Here is a 17,446-nt window from a genome sequence, read left to right on the forward strand (position 1 = left end):
ATTGAAAGAGTACCTTTGAAAAAATTTCCTTGACAATCAGGGTGTTTTTAATGGTATCATATAGTATAGCAAAAAACGATATGCATAAATTGTAATTTAGTTTTGAGTATATTCGGTAACTATTATTTTTGAGTTCTTTAATATGGATTGCTTTAGCATTCGTTTAATATAGTAATATTGATCGAATGAAAAAGCTGTTTAACTATGAGGAATGAAAAAGGTAAAGTGCATCGACAGGTAATATGATTATCTGACTGTAAATACAATAAATAATCAATTTCATATATAGGTAGTTCTTCAAAAAACTATCCAGGTAGTTAGTTGAAGTGAAACCGACAATTTTCAAGATTCAATGATTTTTAATGGTCATTGTTATATTGAAGTTGTCGGTTTTTTTGTTCTTACATGGTTTACAGAGTAATGAATGATAAAAGGTTAAAAATAGATAATACCTTTTTGGAAGTTTGTGAGGGGGAGAATGTATCGTGTTCGTTTCACTACAATTAACATTGTTTTTTATTTTCTTAATCATTGCAGGGATAAGTGGAGTCGTATTTTTACACTCAAGCGTACCATTGCGTTATGTACGTGTTCATCTTGGTGTTATAGCATTACCTGCTTTGATCGCTTTAATAGCTTTTATAAATACTAGTTCGCACAATCAAGTAGGTACTTGGAACGTAGATTCTTTAGCATGGATGATGGTTTTCTTTGTGTTAGCCATTGGGTTAATTATTCAACGTTTTTCTGTACGTTACTTAATGGGGGACCGTGCTTATCGCAAATATTTCATGCTGTTTACTCTTACTACAGCTGCAGCAGCTATGACATGGCTAAGTGGTGACCTTCGATTGATGCTTACTTTTTGGGGAGCAACACTTTTAGGTTTAACCTTACTGATACGATTAAACCGTGGTTGGACAGTAGCAAAGGAAGCGGCTAACGTTTCTGCTCGTTTATTTACGTTAAGCTGGCTGGCTTTATTCATTGCAGTCATTTGGCTTTTCAGTGTAACAAGCGAGTGGCAGCTATCAGCCATTTTTACTAATCAAAATCTGGAGCAACTTGGAGCATTACAAAGAACAGGCATTAACTTATTGATTGTGTTAGCTGTGATTATTCCAGCTGCTCAGTGGCCGTTTCAACGATGGTTAATCGAATCTGTTGTTGCGCCAACCCCTGTATCTGCTATTATGCATGCTGGCTTAGTAAATGCTGGTGGGGTAATGTTAACAAGGTTTTCACCTATTTTTAATGATGATATCGCTTCGGTTGTTTTACTGATTCTTGCAAGTATTTCGGTATTGATCGGTTCTGGGATTAGTTTAGTTCAAGTTGATTATAAACGTCAGCTGGTAGGTTCAACGATGGGCCAAATGGGCTTTATGCTTATTCAATGTGCACTTGGTGCCTATATAGCAGCGATTATTCACCTAATTTTACATGGGTTATTTAAGGCAACACTTTTTTTACAAGCAGGATCGGCTGTGCGTCGTTATGAAGCATCATCTCGGATTAAAGAAAGAACATCCTTTATCTGGGTCTTTGCAGGAAGAATGCTAGGAATACTCGCAGGTGTTGCGTTTTGGCTAGTAGCACCTGGTGATGGCTATCAACTGATCAGCGCGTTAATCCTTGGTTGGGCATTGTCGATATCTTGGACACAACTTATTGCTCTTGGCGAAGGGCGAATTGGTCGATTAGTAGGCTTATCCTTTTTTGCGGTAGCGGCTATCGTTTATTTACTTATTCATAACCTTTTCCATGACTTATTGCATACATCGGTATTCGAAGGTATTCGACCTCCAATGTCCGTTGTCATCATCGTGATAGCTCTTTTATTGTTAGGAAATGCTATCAGTACATGGGCTGCTCGCCATCGTTCATCGGCGTTATTTGCAACACTTTATCTGTGGTTAGTTCGACTAGGGGAAGCAAAAACAAAATCTGTAGAAAGTCATCCGAGTTATCTAAAGTTATTTTTATCACGGTGAAAACGTCCGTAAAACCCCCACTTCAAGGTTCGAGTTAAAACAAAGAAGCGAAGATGGGGGATAAACGAACGCTAACACCCTGATAAGTTTCGCTAACAATCAGTGGGGGTCAAAAACTCCCACTGATTGAAGTCTTACTTTATCTCAAGGGGGCAATAAATAATGGAAGGAACATCTGTGTTAACAAAAGAGACAAAACAACATATAGATAACGATGCGCAAGATCTGCTTGCGATAGTGGAAGCAGCTAGTCGGGTAATTGCCCCACTATCACCTATTTCCAGTTTTGCGGCGCGTAATCCATGGGCAGGGCTAGAGCAGCAATCTTTTGAACAAGTGGCAGATTGGTTAAAGGACACGAGAGCTGTCGATATCTACCCTAGCCCCTCTATGATTCATTCTGCTAAAGAGAAAGGCGAAATTGATGAAGCGTTTGTCGAATTAGCTTTACAACGCTGGTTGGAGCAACATACGTTTTCTATTCCATCAGATGTGATCAAGCGATATAGTGATCGAGCGTTACAATTAAAACCATTACCAACTAACGTTGTATCGAAAGAAGAGCTGGCAAAGTGGATGACAACATATACTGGAGCGAATTTGTATGGATTAGGCAATGTATTTGCCCAGCCAATAGCTACACATATAACAAACAAAAAAGGGGAAAAACTCGTTAAACTTTTAGATAATCAAGTGATTAAATGGTGTAAGCTATACCTGGATGAGAACCAGGCAGGCTGGACGATGCCAAATCGAGAAAAAGGTTTTTATTTGGCGTGGAAACACCTCATATCACGTGATCCCGCACTTAGCAAAAAGCAGCGAGGCATGCTGAAAGAGTTACCAGATGAGCCGCAGCAGGCATTAGAGCAAGCATTAACTCGCTTAGGTATTGAGCAAGCAGAAATCCAAACATATCTAGAAGGGCATTTACTGTCTTTACCTGGTTGGGCAGGAATGATGCTTTGGCAATCCGAACAATCGAACAATGAAAAGATGCTTTTAACAGAATATTTAGCGATTCGAATTGTTTTGGAAGCTACTTTTGTATCACCTTATTTACCTTTGCGTGAAGTGCCATCTAAACAGCAGGACATGATGGCTAATTTGCTCGCATCTCTGATTCATTGGGGAGGATTAACCCTTGAGCAATGGTCACAAATGGAAGATGTTGAACAAGATGCCTATTTAGTATTTGCCTATTGTTTTGATGACAATGTGCGTCGAAAACTTTGGTTGGAAGCATGGGAGCAAACACATGCCGAACGCTTGAGTCAGCAAATGCTTGCAAATCAAGATAAATTTGATGATAAAGAAGCAACATTGGCTCAATTAGCGTTTTGTATAGACGTACGATCTGAACCGTTTCGTCGTCATTTAGAGAAAGAAGGTCCGTTTGAAACGATTGGAATTGCTGGTTTCTTTGGCTTACCGATTGCTACTCGTGAGCTTGGCAGTAATTATACGCATCCTTCTTTACCAGTCACCTCTAAGCCACAGCATACCATTATGGAATTAGCAGGTGATGACGAGTTGGGCAAATTTAGGCAACGGAAGCAAACAGTAAACGCATTTACGAATACATTCAAAAAGATGAAACAAAATGTACTTAGTAGTTTACTTTTACCTGAATTAAGTGGACCTTGGCTAAGTGCACATATGCTAACACGTAGTTTTACTCCGAGAAGCGCCAATCGATGGATGAGTAATTTGCTTAATAAATGGGAAAAGAAACCAAGCACGAAACTTTCGCTTGACCATGAACATCATGCAAGTACGAATGTATCTGTTGGCTTTTCGAAAGAAGAGAAAGTAAGTTATGTTCGTCAATCATTAAAATTGATGGGGCTAACAGACAAATTTGCACCGCTCGTTGTCATATGTGGACATGGTAGTCATAGTACCAATAATCCTTACTCTGCCGCGCTTGAATGTGGGGCATGTGGAGGTGCAGCAGGTGGATTCAATGCAAGAGTTTTAGCTACTTTATGTAACCTTCCAGAAGTGAGAGAGGCCTTAGCATTAGAGGGAATCGATATTCCAGAGGAAACGATTTTTGTTGCGGCTGAACATAAAACAACTGTTGATGAATTGGAGTGGGTGTATGTTCCAGAACTCTCAGAAGCTGCTCAAGTTGCATATGACCGAATTGAGTCTGTTATGCCAGCTGTAAGTCATAATACGAATCAAGAACGTTTATCTCGATTACCTAATTTCCAATCCGAATGTAAAAATCCTAAGGAAGAAGCCTATCGATTTGCATCTGATTGGAGTGAGATTCGTCCTGAATGGGGCTTAGCACGTAATGCAGCGTTTATTATTGGTAGGCGTGAACTTACAGAAGCGTGTGATTTGGAAGGTAGAGCGTTTCTCCATCATTATGATTATCACAAAGATGAGGATGGTGCCTTGTTAGCGAACATTATTGAAGGTCCGGCAACGGTTTCGCAAATGATTAATCTTCAATATTATGCGTCAACAGTAGCACCTCATTACTATGGTAGTGGAAGCAAAGCTACACAAACCGTTACGGCAGGACTTGGTGTCATGCAGGGAAATGCAAGTGACTTATTACCTGGTCTCCCATGGCAATCTGTTATGCAATCTGATGATGAAGCTTATCACTCACCGATTCGCTTACTAATCGTCATTCAAGCACCTAATGAACATATAGAACGATTATTAAATAATGACAGATCATTTCGAGCAAAAGTAGACAACGGCTGGGTTCGGCTAGCAAGCATTGATGAACAGGGGATTTGGAAAAACTGGTGAAATTCGTTGGAATAAACACTCTACTTTTTCAGCGTAGACATAGCAACAACCTGATATCGTAAACTATTTAGGGAGAGAGGGTATGCGGTACTTCTCTCCTATTTATCACGGTGCATGAGTCCGTAAAATCCCCGCTTCAAGGTTCGAGTGCTAAGTGGGGGATGAACGGACGCTAACGCCCTGATAAGTTTCGCTAACAATCATTGGGAGTCAAAAAACTCCCAATGATTGAAATCTCAATTTATATTTTTGTAAAAGTCACATGTATTCATTTTTTTACGTGAACATGTTATGTTAACTAATAAAGATACATACAGAATTGATGATTTTATCGAGCATTAGGAGATGAAAGAATGAAGCAATCTAAAGGGTTTTATGAATCAGAGATCAGCAAGGGAATTACACAATGGGAAAAAGATTATCTCGGACGTGGTTCCATATCAGTTAAGACAGACATATTACGAGATATGATTATCGTTAATTTACAAGGTGTATTAACGCGCGCAGAATATACGGTTTGTGAAACGAAAGATGGTATGTTAACGATTAAAAAAACTCGTTCTGAATTAGTGGAATCAGGCATAAAAGAGCTGAAAGATATTATTATGGATGTAACAGGAGAAGAAGTGAAAAGTTTTCATTCGGATATTAGCTCACGTACAGGAGAGCGGCTAATGGTATTTAAACTATTTAATGATTTTGAGAAAAAACTTTAAATAGAATGATCTACTAATTTTCTGAAAGATGTCTGTATAACGAAATTGTATCGAGTAGTATAGGCTTTGTAGCGGCCAACATGATATAATAACGGTGAAATAGATCATCCATAATGAGGTGAAAAATGGCACATTCAGACGATAAGGAAAAAGATATAATAGATAAAGATTTATATGAAGAAATTGATCCAGAAGAAATGTATGAATTAGTGCAGGAAGAACGGCGTAAGTTAAGAGAAGAAGAACAACAAGAAAAAGCGCCACAAAAAAAGAAGTCATGGTTACCTAAATGGCTTATTTGGCTAATTGCACTAGCGATGTTTATTCAGGTAATCGCCATTTTACCACAAACATTTTCTATCCCGGCAATGGAATTTATTCAAACCTCTGCTCGGCTATTACAAGACGATACAGTAGATCAGTATCGTGATGCAGTTGTCGTGATTGAAGGAGAGGATAATAAGGGAACAGGTTTTAATATTTCAGAAGAAGGCTATATTATTACTAATTATCATGTGATAGAAGATCAGCCGACTATTACGGTTGCTTTTCGTGAAGATGGTCTTTTCCATGGTAAGGTAGTCGAGACATACCCAGACATTGATTTAGCCATTATCGATATAGAAGCAGAAGATGTACCTTATTTAACTTTAAGTGATGCGACAGAAGATCAAAGTGGAGAGCATGTCTTATTTATCGGTAATCCACTTCGGCTAAATGGCATTGCGAATGAAGGAGATATTATTGGGATGCACCAGTTGGCCTCGTGGGAACTACCAGTCTATATGTTGAATGCACCAGTTTATCGAGGAAACAGTGGTAGTCCTGTTATCAATGAGCAAGGTGAAGTAATTGCAGTTGTCTTCGCTACACAGAAAAATGAAACGTACGGAAGAATCGGCTTAGCTGTTCCAATTGAATATATGCAGGAAAAACCTAGCTCTTTGTTTGATTAAGAGTTAGGTTTTTCTAGTAATAAAAGCGGGTATAGTCTGTATTATGACTCTTTTTGATAAGTTGATAGGCTAAAAAGACTAAAAGTAAATGATTATATGTGTGAATATTTATTCATGGTAAGTCTTTGTGCCTGTTTTTTGATATTAAATGTTAAAGAAATGTAATTGAATCATGGTAGATAGAAATCGTATTATCTTTTATTCTGTAACAAGTAACAAAATAAACTGGTCAAATTATACTTATTTTTATATAAAAACAGACAGAAAAATATAAAAGGAATTCGAATTTTATAAGGAACTGGTGGTGTTGGACATGTTAGAAAGCCAGTTAATTGATAGAGAGCATAGATTAGAGGATCAAATCGAAAGGGTACAAGAAGGGGACGAATATTTGCGTAATGATATTATTAAAGCATATCAGCCGTTTATTGCAAAATGTGTCTCTGAAGTATGTAAGAAATATATTCGAAAAGACTATGATGAGTTTAGTGTGGGAATGATAGCTTTTAATGATGCTATATCCTTATATTCACGTGAGAAGGGAGCTTCGTTTCTTTCTTTTGCACAAGTAGTTATTAAGCGCAAAGTAATTGATTATATTCGAAAAGAACAACGACAATATATGTATCCAAACGTAAATATTGCGGAGGAAGAAGAATTAGAAGAAAGTCCACTACAATTGTCAGAGGCTCAAAAGGTATATCAATTACAGGAAGACTCTTGGTATCGTAAGCAAGAGATTATGGAATTGTCGGAGCAATTACAAGCATATAAAATATCTTTTGCAGAGCTAACAAAGATTTCCCCAAAACATCAGGATGCTCGAGAATCCGCTATTTATGCAGCAAAACAATTAATGAAAGATCCAGAGTTAACAGAATATGTATTTCGCAAAAAAAGGGTACCGATTAAACAATTATTGAAGCACGTACCTGTTAGTAAAAAGACGCTTGAAAGAAATCGGAAATATATTTTAGCTGTATTTATTATTCTGACAGGTGAGTATCTATATTTGCGAGAATACCTCGAGGGGGTAGATTTGTGAAAAAAGGAATAATTGTGGAGCATCAATCACGGTACACAATTGTAATGGACAAGCATGGTGTGTTTCACAAAACGATACCAATGAAGAACAAAGATATTGGTATGGAAACCTTTTATCAACCTAAAAAAAACGTTTGGCAATCGATTGGAACATTTATAAATGAAGGGCTATTTACATGGAAAACGATTCCTATGGTACTTGTTTGTTTACTAATGGTGAGTCCGCTATATTTGTGGGTTTCAGATAATAATGAGGCGTATGCAGTCGTCAGTTTTGATATTAATCCTAGTTTAAATATTACGATTAACAAAGAATATGAAGTGATGGAAGTAGAGGCGATCAACAATGATGCTGCAAGACTCTTGGAACATATAGATATAACGGATCAAACATTAGCTACTTTGACAAACAAGATTGTAGAGAATGTAGTTGGCACCAAAGATAAAGAGGTACATCGTCCTATTTTGATGGCAGTAAGCTACTTTACAGATCAGCACGACAAGCGGCTACAAGAAGAAATGAATGATTTTTATCAAGAAATGGGTTATCATATAGCAGTTTATGAAGTTTCAGACGAGTTTAGGTCGAGGGCTGAATCTGAGCATGTATCAATGAATGAGTTGACGGCTCAAGCTATAGAGGAAAGTGATGATAATGGGGTAGCGCAAGTTTCAGCTGATAGTCAGCCGATTTCTAGTTCCTTGAATAACGAAGATGAAGAAATTATTGTTAATTATTATCGTAATAAAGAAGACAATCATCAAGAACAAGAAATCGATTCGGACCAAGATAATGATGTATCGCAGCAAGATACCCCTAATTCCCATCCAATTGTAAAGCATCCAGTTGATGGTAATAGTAAAAAAAATCAATCGGTAGAGAAATCGGCAAAACAAGAGCAGCAGCCAAAAGAGAAAAAACAAACAGAAGATAAAAGGGATCAGAAAGAAGCAAAGCAAAGTCAGAAAGAACAAAAAAAAGAAAATAAACAAGAGAGAAAAGAAGAAAAGAAAGAAAAGAAAGAAAAGAAGCAAGAGAAAAAGGAACAAAGAAAAGAAGCAAAGCAAATAGAAAAAGAGCAGAAAAAGGCAATCAAACAAGCGGAAAAGGAAGAAAGAAAGCAAAATCAAGCCGAGAAGAAGAAAGAAAAACAGCAAGAAAAAAATGAAAAAAAAGAGCAACAGAAAAAGAAAAAAGAAGCAAAATAAAGGAAAGAGCCCATTTAGTATATTAAATAAAATGGGCTCTTTTTTATCACGGTGCAACCCCACTTCAAGATTCGAGTGTTAAGAAAGAAGCTAAGTGGGGATAAACGGACGTTAACTATTACTGTCTGAAGTCTCGCTTTATATAGAATATTTAGTGTTTCTTGTGTTAAGTTGAGGCGAGACTCATCTGACTTAATAAAGCGTGATCGATATATTGCATTAATTCTTCGTGTGTTGTCATTAAATACTGTTTAGATCTTGGAAAATGATAAGCATGCAGGAACTGCTCTATTTTCTTTGACAATAAATCATCATTGGTTCGAACCATTAGCACAAGTAAATCATCCCAATGTCCCCAAAGGGTATAATATAATGCTTTATCGTAATCAATGTTGTCCATTTTATCATCCCCCTTTGATTGTGTATTAACGTGATGTATCACTTTGTTGGGGAAGTATTATTAGTGTGTGCGGTTTATCGAGAAACAATCGAATGAACTGTTGGTCTCATTACCAAAAATTAAATAACATAAGTCCTATAATTTTCATCCATACTATGCATGAATCTATATAAGGAGGGAATTTGATGAAGCTAACAAAACCAGCTTTAGCTATAACCTTTGCTACAACATTAACACTTGTAGCTTGTGGTGGTAATGAGACAGGTCAAGGAACAAATGAATATAATGGTAATCCAGCTCAACCAATTGGATATAATCAAACATCAAATGATCCAGCAAATGACCGTGCTAACAATAGAAATCAAAGAAATACCCAAAATGATACAAGAACCAATGAAGGTAATCGTATGATGGAAAACAATCGTCCAGAGCGTGGTGCTGATAATCAAACGACAAGACAAGATGATACGAATTATGAAGTAGCCGATAAAGTAGCTGATAAAGTGGCAGATGAAGTACCTGAATTAGGGCGAGTATATGTTTTAACAACAAACAATAATGCTTATGTTGCAGCTGCATGGGATAAACAAACAAATGATGATGCAGATGTTGGAAATGAAGAGTTGACAGATGATACAAAAGAAAAAATTACAAAAATTGTTAAATCTGTAGATAATGATATTGACAATGTGTATATTTCGACCAATCCAGATTTCTTTAATTTAGCTGATGAATATACAAATGACGTTGAGCGTGGTAATCCGGTTGAAGGATTATTTCAAAGAATGGGGAATATGATTGAACGAGTATTCCCTACAGATGAGCGATAACAAGCATAGATAGAGAGTACCTGTACGATCAAATACCTGATTGTGCAGGTACCCTTTTTATGTTCCCCGATTCGCAGTCTAAAAGCGATAGCTTATGTTTAGTTTGATTTCTTCCACGCTAATTGATGATGAGTGCTGGCAAACAGCTCCGACAAAACCCTACGCTTTCACCCTCTGGGCACAAGTGCAACATCTACTCAAGCAAAGGACGCTCTCGTAGTGTTTTCTATGCTGCACGGTATGGCGGTCTGCTAATTTTTATAAAGAAGATCACTTCATAAAAATAGATCTTCAGCTCGTACTGTTCCCGCAAGAGTCTTCGTGTTTTGTCTCCGCTGTATGATGCGTTCTACTGTTTGTGAGTGGAAATATGTTAAAATCACTTCCAATGTAGGAGATTGCTATTTATATGTGGTACGGATATCTCTAGCCTTAGCCCATGTGACCTCTGTGTTTCATGGACATAGAACGTTAGTTGTTTTCTCTCAAACATCAAAACTTGTTAAGCTAGCGAAGGAAGAATACGGAGACTCCTATGGGAACAGCGTGAGCTGAAAATCCACTTTGCCAAACGTTTTTGTTGGCAAAGTTAGTTGAAGCCGCGCCCATGGAAAGCGGAGTATTTTGACGTAGCGATAAGCTTTCCACTACACATTAATCAGAATGAGTGAGCGCATTTCACGGAGTATCCAACAGGGAGAAACATCCACTCTCGCTTTTAGACTGCGTAAGTGTTGATGCTTCTTGACATCTCGCTTGCAATGTACGCTAACTTCCTGATAAGTCTCACTTTATGTTACAATACATACAGAGGTTAGCCTAATGTAGAATCTTGAGGAGTGGATGAAATATGACGAAAAAAATGAACGTAGAAAGCTTTAATTTAGACCATACGAAAGTACAAGCACCATATATTCGCCTTGTCGGTGTAACGACAGGTACAAATGGGGATAAAGTATATAAATATGATATTCGTTTCTGTCAACCGAATAAAGAACATATGGATATGGCTGGACTTCACTCAATTGAGCATTTAATGGCAGAAAATATTCGAAATCATATTGATAACGTATTAGATATTGGACCAATGGGATGTCAAACAGGTTTTTACCTGGCAATTATGAACAACGACAGCTTTGCTGATGTTGCTCAAGCGTTAGAAAAGACATTACAAGATGTATTAGAAGCAACAGAAGTGCCAGCATGTAATGAAATTCAATGTGGTTGGGCTGCAAACCATAGCTTAGAAGGCGCACAGAAAATTGCGAAAAAAATGTTAGAAGGAAAAGACGAATGGCATATCGTTTTTGCTGAATAATAAACAATTGCATTCACAAGCGGTAAGAAATCACAGAACCGAACTACCTAATCTTAGGAAAGTTCGGTTTTTTTCAGTTTAAAGCAATAGCAAACTTTTTTGATGAATGATTCCCTCTTTCCATGTTAAACTATGGAAGTAGAGAAGTGAAAGGAACGTGATAGCAATGAAAGAAGTGTTGGATTATTTAGAGCAGCATAAAGAGCAACATTTGGAAGAGCTAAAAAACTTTTTACATATCCCAAGTGTTAGTACTGATTCCAATCATAAAGGTGATGTGAAAAAAGCGGCTGAATTTGTTGCAGGTTACTTAACAGATGCTGGTTTTGACACAGTAGAAGTGCAAGAAACGAAAGGTCATCCATTGGTATATGCAGAATGGATGAACGCTGGAAGTGACGCACCAACTGTCTTATTTTATGGTCATTATGATGTACAACCACCAGATCCACTAGATGAGTGGGTAAGTGAGCCGTTTCAACCAGAAATTCGTGATGGAAGACTTTATGCTCGAGGTTCAAGTGATGATAAGGGCCAAGTCTTTATGCATCTTGTTGTGTTAAAAGCTTTCTTAAAAACAACAGGTTCTTTACCTATTAATGTAAAGGTTTGTGTAGAAGGAGAAGAAGAGATTGGCAGTGCCAATTTGTATGACATTCTTCATGAACAAAAAGATAAATTTGAGGCAGACTTTGCAGTTATCTCTGATTCCGGCATGGTAGCTAAAGATCAGCCGACTATTTTATACGGATTAAAAGGTTTTACAGGACTTGAATTTACACTTAAAGGGCCTGATAATGACTTGCATTCTGGCATGTACGGTGGAGCAATTAAAAATCCAGCAATGGCAATGGCTCAGCTGTTAGCAACCATGAAAGATGAAGAAGAAGTCGTACAAGTAAAAGGTTTCTATGATAAAGTAGAACCTTTAGCAGATGAAGAACGTCAATTAATGAAAGAATCACCAAGTGAAGATTATAAAGAATCTACAGGCGCAAAAGAGATTGTTTCTGAAAAAGGATATACAGCGAAAGAGCACACAATGGCTCGACCAACACTTGAAATTAATGGTCTATTTAGTGGTTATCAAGGCGAAGGAACAAAAACGATCATTCCTGCTACAGCAACTGCTAAATTAACATGTCGTTTAGTTCCAGGGCAAGAGCCGGAAGAAATTCAAGATTTATTAGTGGATCACCTTGAAAAGCATGTACCAAAAGGTGTTGAATTATCCATTACTCGTGAGCCTTTATCTGCCAAAGCATATAAAGTAGATCCAGATCATCCATTAATCAAAAAAGCTGCTGAAAGCTTTGAGGAAACATTTAATAAGGAAGCAGTATATGTACGAATGGGCGGATCTATTCCAGTTGTTGAATGGATTGATGCTATTTATAAAATGCCAATCGTCTTATTAGGATTTGGTACGCCTGAGGATCGATTACATTCGCCAAATGAAAGCTTCCCAGTTGAACATTTTTATAAAGGAATGCAGACACTTGTTCATTATTGGAATAAAGTAAAAAAATAATTTTACATCATGGTGATTTATCACGGTGCATGAGTCCGTAAAACCCCACTTCAAGATTTAAGTGAAAACGAGGAAGCTAAGTGAGGGATAAACGGACGCTAACTCCCACTGATTGAAGTCTTACTTTATAAAAGAAAGATCATATAATAGTTGTGAATTATTTATAGGAAAGTGAGACTTACAATCAAGGGCTCATAGTATTTTTGTTATCATTCGATACGTGAAGAGAGGTTTTTATGGATTCCTACATTGTGATAAAGTGATCCGGTGCTAGAGGATATGGAAATGTATCATAGCATATATACCTCAAACCTATGATAAAAAGTGGAGGATATTATTTCATGTTAATCTTTTTGGGAATATTATTGATGTTTGCTGGGTTATGTGGTTACTTGTTGTATATGCGTTATGTACCGGTTAAAGGAATACCTTGTGTAGAGATGGACCAATCGGCTAGAAAAGAGCAAACAACAGTAGATATTCGTGACTATCAAGAAGCAGATAATAATAAAATAAATGAAGCAGTCGTAATTCCTATTCCGTATTTGAAAAGATATTTTCATGAAATCCCATCTAAGTCGATTCATATTGTTGCATCCAATCATATGGAGAAAAATTTGGCTATTCGTTTTTTGAAGCATAAGGGATTCGAGATAATAGGTTATACGCTGACGGAATGTAAAAGTAAGCAAAAAATCAAAAAAATGGTATAAAATGGTATATAAACCTTACTAAAGAACGGAAAAAATTAGTAAGGTTTATTTTTTTTGGTAAGAGGTATGTGATGTGTGATAGAATGAACATGGTTCTATAGAACTATTGGATAGAGAGGGGTAATGATTGGTGAAAGGGATATTCAAAAAGAGAGAGAAGAATTTCACTAGCAATGAAGCAGAGAGCAATTTAGATGTAATATTGGATGTGGAAGAAGGTGGTATCTATCATAGACAGTTACAAATGATTGATCTAACGAAAAAAGACTTGATTATGTTGAAACAAATTAAGCCATTAGTAGAAGAAAACATTCAAGAAATAGTGGAGCAGTTCTATGAAAATCTGGATCATGAAGAGACGTTAATTGAAATTATTGATCAGAATAGTTCAAGAGAACGGTTGAAGAAAACTTTAACGAATCACATTCAAGAAATGTTTAATGGTAAGATTGATACACCTTTTTATCAAGCAAGGATCAAAATCGCACATATTCATTTTAAAATTGGACTACAGCCTAAATGGTATATGGGAGCTTTTCAAGATTTATTCAATTCGTTATTGAAAATATTAGATAAAGGGCTACCAGATAAAGAAGTATTTCAGCAAGCCATTTCAGCAACATCGAAAATTTTAAATTTGGAACAACAGCTTGTTTTAGAAGCTTATGAAAAAGAAGTTCAGCAAGTACATGATCGTCAAGAAGCAGAGAAAAATGAACTACATCAACAGATCAATGCTACTTCAGAAGAATTAGCAGCTGTTTTCCAAGAAGCCAAAGCATCGACGGAACAGCTTGTTGTACAATTACAGGATATTTTACATTCAGCACAACAAGGAACAGCCACATCCGAAAATGTCGAAAAAACATCCCGTGAACGCAGTCATGATGTTCGATTACAAGAACAAGACATGGAAAATATCGAGAGCAAAATGCAAGGGATCAAAAAGGAAAGTGCTAGCTTGGCAGATATCTCTCATCAAATCGAATCAATTGTCAGTATGGTAACAGAGATAGCTGAGCAAACCAATTTATTAGCGCTAAATGCAGCGATTGAAGCAGCTCGCGCTGGTGAGGAAGGGAAAGGATTTGCTGTTGTAGCAGATGAGGTACGTAAGCTAGCAGAGCAAACAAAAGATTCCGTGACAAATGTAACAGGACTCATTGAAATGACAGAGAAACAAGTAGAGAAAGTAAATGACTATGTGACCGATGTTCAACAATCTGTAAGTACAGGAACGTCTAATATGCGGACGATTTATCAATTCTTTGAAGAGTTAGTAGAAAAGATGAATCAGGCGAAATCGCAAAATACAACGATTGAGAAGGAAGTGGAAACATTCTTCCATCAGTTAGATAATGTAAATGAATCATTTGGTCAAATTTCAACGGCAATGGACGATTTAGTAACATTAACGAATCAAGAATAGGACAGCAAACTTCTTCATTGCTGTCCTATTTTTGTATGCCTCTCCATATAATATAGTGGAGGTGTTTCGTTTGAAAAAGACAGATAAAAACCAATTAGAGAAAGCTATTCAAGAAATTACAGAGATTGCTGAAGGTTTTGGATTGGATTTTTATCCGATGAGGTATGAAATTTGTCCACCTGAAATATTATATACATTTGGTGCGTATGGAATGCCAACACGATTTTCCCATTGGAGTTTTGGTAAACAATTTCATCGTATGAAGCTGCAGTATGACCTTGGATTAAGTAAAATTTATGAATTAGTAATCAATTCGAATCCATGTTATGCGTTTTTATTACATTCGAATAGTTTGGTACAAAATAAGTTGATTGTTGCACATGTACTTGCACACTGTGACTTTTTTAAAAATAATGTAAGATTTCAAAATACCAAGCGTGACATGGTAGAAAGTATGGCGGCAACCGCTGAACGAATAGCATACTATGAGAAACAATTTGGCATCAAAGAAGTGGAAACATTCCTTGATGCTATTCTTGCTATTCAAGAGCATATTGATCCAACATTAGTAAAAGCACAGCTTGATTGGCAAAAACATGATTATGAGGAAGAAATAAAGCCGAAAAGAACAGAATACGATGATTTGTGGGGATTAGATCAATCAACAGAAGAGAGTACAGAGAACGACTCACGAAAGAAAAAGAACTTTCCACCTCAGCCTGAAAAAGATATTTTGTTATTTATTGAGGAGCACAGTAGAGAATTAGAAGATTGGCAGCGAGATATTTTAACTATGATGCGTGAAGAAATGCTTTACTTTTGGCCACAGTTAGAAACGAAAATTATGAATGAAGGCTGGGCAACATACTGGCATCAGCGTATTGTGCGAGAGCTGGATTTAACTAGTGAAGAAACCATAGAATTTGCTTCATTAAACGCTGGTGTAGTGCAACCTTCTACAACGCAAATAAACCCTTACTATCTTGGTGTGAAAATGTTTGAGGATATTGAAGAAAGATATAATAACCCGTCAGAAGAAATGCAGCGATTTGGTGTAAAGCCTAATTTAGGTCGGGAAAAAATATTTGAAGTTCGTGAAATAGAGTCTGATATATCCTTTATGCGTAATTATTTAACGAAAGAACTTGTTGAACGAGAAGATTTATATCTTTTTCAAAAGCAAGGACCTGAGTATAAAATAGTGGATAAAAATTGGGAAGATGTTCGCGAACAATTAATTTCAACTAGATTAAATGGTGGATTTCCTTATTTAACAGTCGATAATGGAGATTATTTACGCAATGGAGAATTATACATTCGTCATCATTATGAAGAGGTCGAATTAGACGTTCGCTATTTAGAAAAAACATTGCCGTACTTATATCAATTATGGGGAAGAGACGTTCACCTAGAAACAGTGATAGAAGAAAAGGAATGTTTATTTTCCTATGATGGAAAGAAAGTAATGAAAAAAAACATCTCTTAATTTTGAGATTTATCACGGACATAACTCGAAGCAAAAATAAAATAAGGTCGTTGAGCAAGATCCTCATAGACATAACTTAAGGAAAAGCGAAAGTTATGTCCGTGATAGCTCGTCTCATGGACATAACTCAAGGAAAAGCGAAAGTTGTGTCCGTGATAGCTCGTCTCATGGACATAACTCAAGGAAAAGTGAAAGTTATGTCCGTGATAACCTGTCTCATGGACATAACTCAAGGAAAAGTGAAAGTTATGTCCGTGATAACCTGTCTCATGGACATAACTCAAGGAAAAGTGAAAGTTATGTCCGTGATAACCCGTCCCAAGGACATAACTCAAGGAAAAGTGAAAGTTATGTCCGTGATAACCCGTCTCAAGGACATAACTCAAAGCAAAACCAAAATGAAATCTTCGACAGAACCTTTCAAGAAAAGAGTCAGCTTGCACATATTTTTAGAGTCTATGTTTTTTGTCTGGACAAATTACCTAAGCGTTGTTCTAACATATAGTGTAAGAGATAGGAGGTTTTAATAATGATGAGACCATTTGACCCATCTCAACCATATATGTATGACCAATACGGAAATATGTATCCAGAACAAGGTTTTGGCGTGGAGGAAGAAATTGATTATCGTGGTTTTCCTGGGGGAGGACCAAGTGCACCACCACCTTCGGGGCCTCCAGTAGGACCGCCAGGAGTAGGACCAGGACAACAGCCAGGACAGGGGCAAGGGCCTGGAATGCCGCCAACTGGACCACCACCTGCATATACTCCTCAACAGTCACAACAATTAAGCGGCCCACAATTATATGCAGTTGATCCAGGTTCTTTGAGAGGTTGTTTGTATCGCTATACGTATGTTTGGTTAAGCCGATTTAATTCTTTTTGGTTTTACCCGACATACATTGGCAGACGTTCAGTAGCAGGCTATCGCTGGACAGGATTTAACTGGGTATATTACGGAATCGATTTGGAAAATATTCAATCCTTTACATGTGTCTAATAAATCAATTGTTTTAATTAGAAAATAAGCAAAAAACATGTTTTC

At 37.0% G+C, this 17,446-nt stretch carries 14 protein-coding genes and 1 pseudogene; 14 read left to right on the forward strand and 1 reads right to left on the reverse strand.

Features of this window, described 5'->3' with window-relative positions; genetic code table 11:
- Positions 1–485 precede the first annotated feature (485 nt).
- The 6 genes from SH601_RS06600 (at position 486) to SH601_RS06625 (ending at position 8,694) form a co-directional block, all read left to right on the forward strand.
- Positions 486–1,994: an NADH dehydrogenase subunit 5 gene (locus SH601_RS06600; RefSeq protein WP_413775099.1), complete on the forward strand. Its 1,509-nt coding sequence runs from the start codon at positions 486–488 to the stop codon at positions 1,992–1,994.
- A gap of 162 nt (positions 1,995–2,156) precedes the next feature.
- On the forward strand, positions 2,157–4,769 hold the full coding sequence (locus tag SH601_RS06605) for a DUF2309 domain-containing protein (RefSeq protein ID WP_319957481.1): 2,613 nt from the start codon (positions 2,157–2,159) through the stop codon (positions 4,767–4,769).
- A gap of 353 nt (positions 4,770–5,122) precedes the next feature.
- Positions 5,123–5,485, forward strand: coding sequence for a Na-translocating system protein MpsC family protein (locus tag SH601_RS06610; protein ID WP_319957482.1), 363 nt, complete (start codon positions 5,123–5,125; stop codon positions 5,483–5,485).
- A 125-nt stretch (positions 5,486–5,610) separates the two neighbouring features.
- Complete coding sequence (locus SH601_RS06615; RefSeq protein WP_319957483.1) at positions 5,611–6,441, forward strand: S1C family serine protease; 831 nt, start codon at positions 5,611–5,613, stop codon at positions 6,439–6,441.
- 313 nt (positions 6,442–6,754) lie between these two features.
- Positions 6,755–7,486: an RNA polymerase sigma-I factor gene (gene sigI / locus SH601_RS06620; RefSeq protein ID WP_319957484.1), complete on the forward strand. Its 732-nt coding sequence runs from the start codon at positions 6,755–6,757 to the stop codon at positions 7,484–7,486.
- Positions 7,483–8,694 carry an anti-sigma-I factor RsgI family protein gene (locus tag SH601_RS06625; RefSeq protein WP_319957485.1) on the forward strand — a complete coding sequence of 404 codons (1,212 nt, stop codon included), beginning with the start codon at positions 7,483–7,485 and terminating at the stop codon, positions 8,692–8,694. Before sigI ends, SH601_RS06625 begins: the two co-directional genes overlap by 4 nt.
- A gap of 166 nt (positions 8,695–8,860) precedes the next feature.
- Here SH601_RS06625 and SH601_RS06630 read toward each other — a convergent pair whose 3' ends face one another.
- Complete coding sequence (locus SH601_RS06630; protein ID WP_319957486.1) at positions 8,861–9,094, reverse strand: YhdB family protein; 234 nt, start codon at positions 9,092–9,094, stop codon at positions 8,861–8,863.
- A gap of 185 nt (positions 9,095–9,279) precedes the next feature.
- Between SH601_RS06630 and SH601_RS06635 the strand changes: the two genes are divergently transcribed.
- From SH601_RS06635 to SH601_RS06665, 8 genes and pseudogenes are all read left to right on the forward strand, one after another.
- Complete coding sequence (locus tag SH601_RS06635) at positions 9,280–9,924, forward strand: YhcN/YlaJ family sporulation lipoprotein (RefSeq protein ID WP_319957487.1); 645 nt, start codon at positions 9,280–9,282, stop codon at positions 9,922–9,924.
- A gap of 850 nt (positions 9,925–10,774) precedes the next feature.
- Entirely contained in the window at positions 10,775–11,242 is a 468-nt protein-coding gene (locus SH601_RS06640; RefSeq protein WP_319957488.1) for an S-ribosylhomocysteine lyase, read from the forward strand.
- Between the two features lie 166 nt (positions 11,243–11,408).
- Positions 11,409–12,773: a dipeptidase gene (locus SH601_RS06645; RefSeq protein ID WP_319957705.1), complete on the forward strand. Its 1,365-nt coding sequence runs from the start codon at positions 11,409–11,411 to the stop codon at positions 12,771–12,773.
- A 341-nt stretch (positions 12,774–13,114) separates the two neighbouring features.
- Positions 13,115–13,486, forward strand: coding sequence for a rhodanese-like domain-containing protein (locus SH601_RS06650; protein ID WP_319957489.1), 372 nt, complete (start codon positions 13,115–13,117; stop codon positions 13,484–13,486).
- Positions 13,487–13,694: 208 nt separating this feature from the next.
- Positions 13,695–14,150: pseudogene (locus SH601_RS17615) on the forward strand (protoglobin domain-containing protein); the annotation flags it as partial.
- 267 nt (positions 14,151–14,417) lie between these two features.
- Positions 14,418–14,915 (forward strand): methyl-accepting chemotaxis protein, encoded by a 498-nt coding sequence (locus tag SH601_RS17620; RefSeq protein WP_413775105.1) that lies wholly within the window; start codon positions 14,418–14,420, stop codon positions 14,913–14,915.
- A 70-nt stretch (positions 14,916–14,985) separates the two neighbouring features.
- A complete protein-coding gene (locus tag SH601_RS06660; protein WP_319957491.1) occupies positions 14,986–16,401 on the forward strand; it encodes a SpoVR family protein in 1,416 nt (471 codons plus the stop codon).
- 529 nt (positions 16,402–16,930) lie between these two features.
- Positions 16,931–17,401: a hypothetical protein gene (locus SH601_RS06665; RefSeq protein ID WP_319957492.1), complete on the forward strand. Its 471-nt coding sequence runs from the start codon at positions 16,931–16,933 to the stop codon at positions 17,399–17,401.
- Positions 17,402–17,446: the final 45 nt, after the last annotated feature.

Source organism: Gracilibacillus pellucidus (assembly GCF_033949965.1).
GTDB lineage: Bacteria > Bacillota > Bacilli > Bacillales > Amphibacillaceae > Gracilibacillus > Gracilibacillus pellucidus.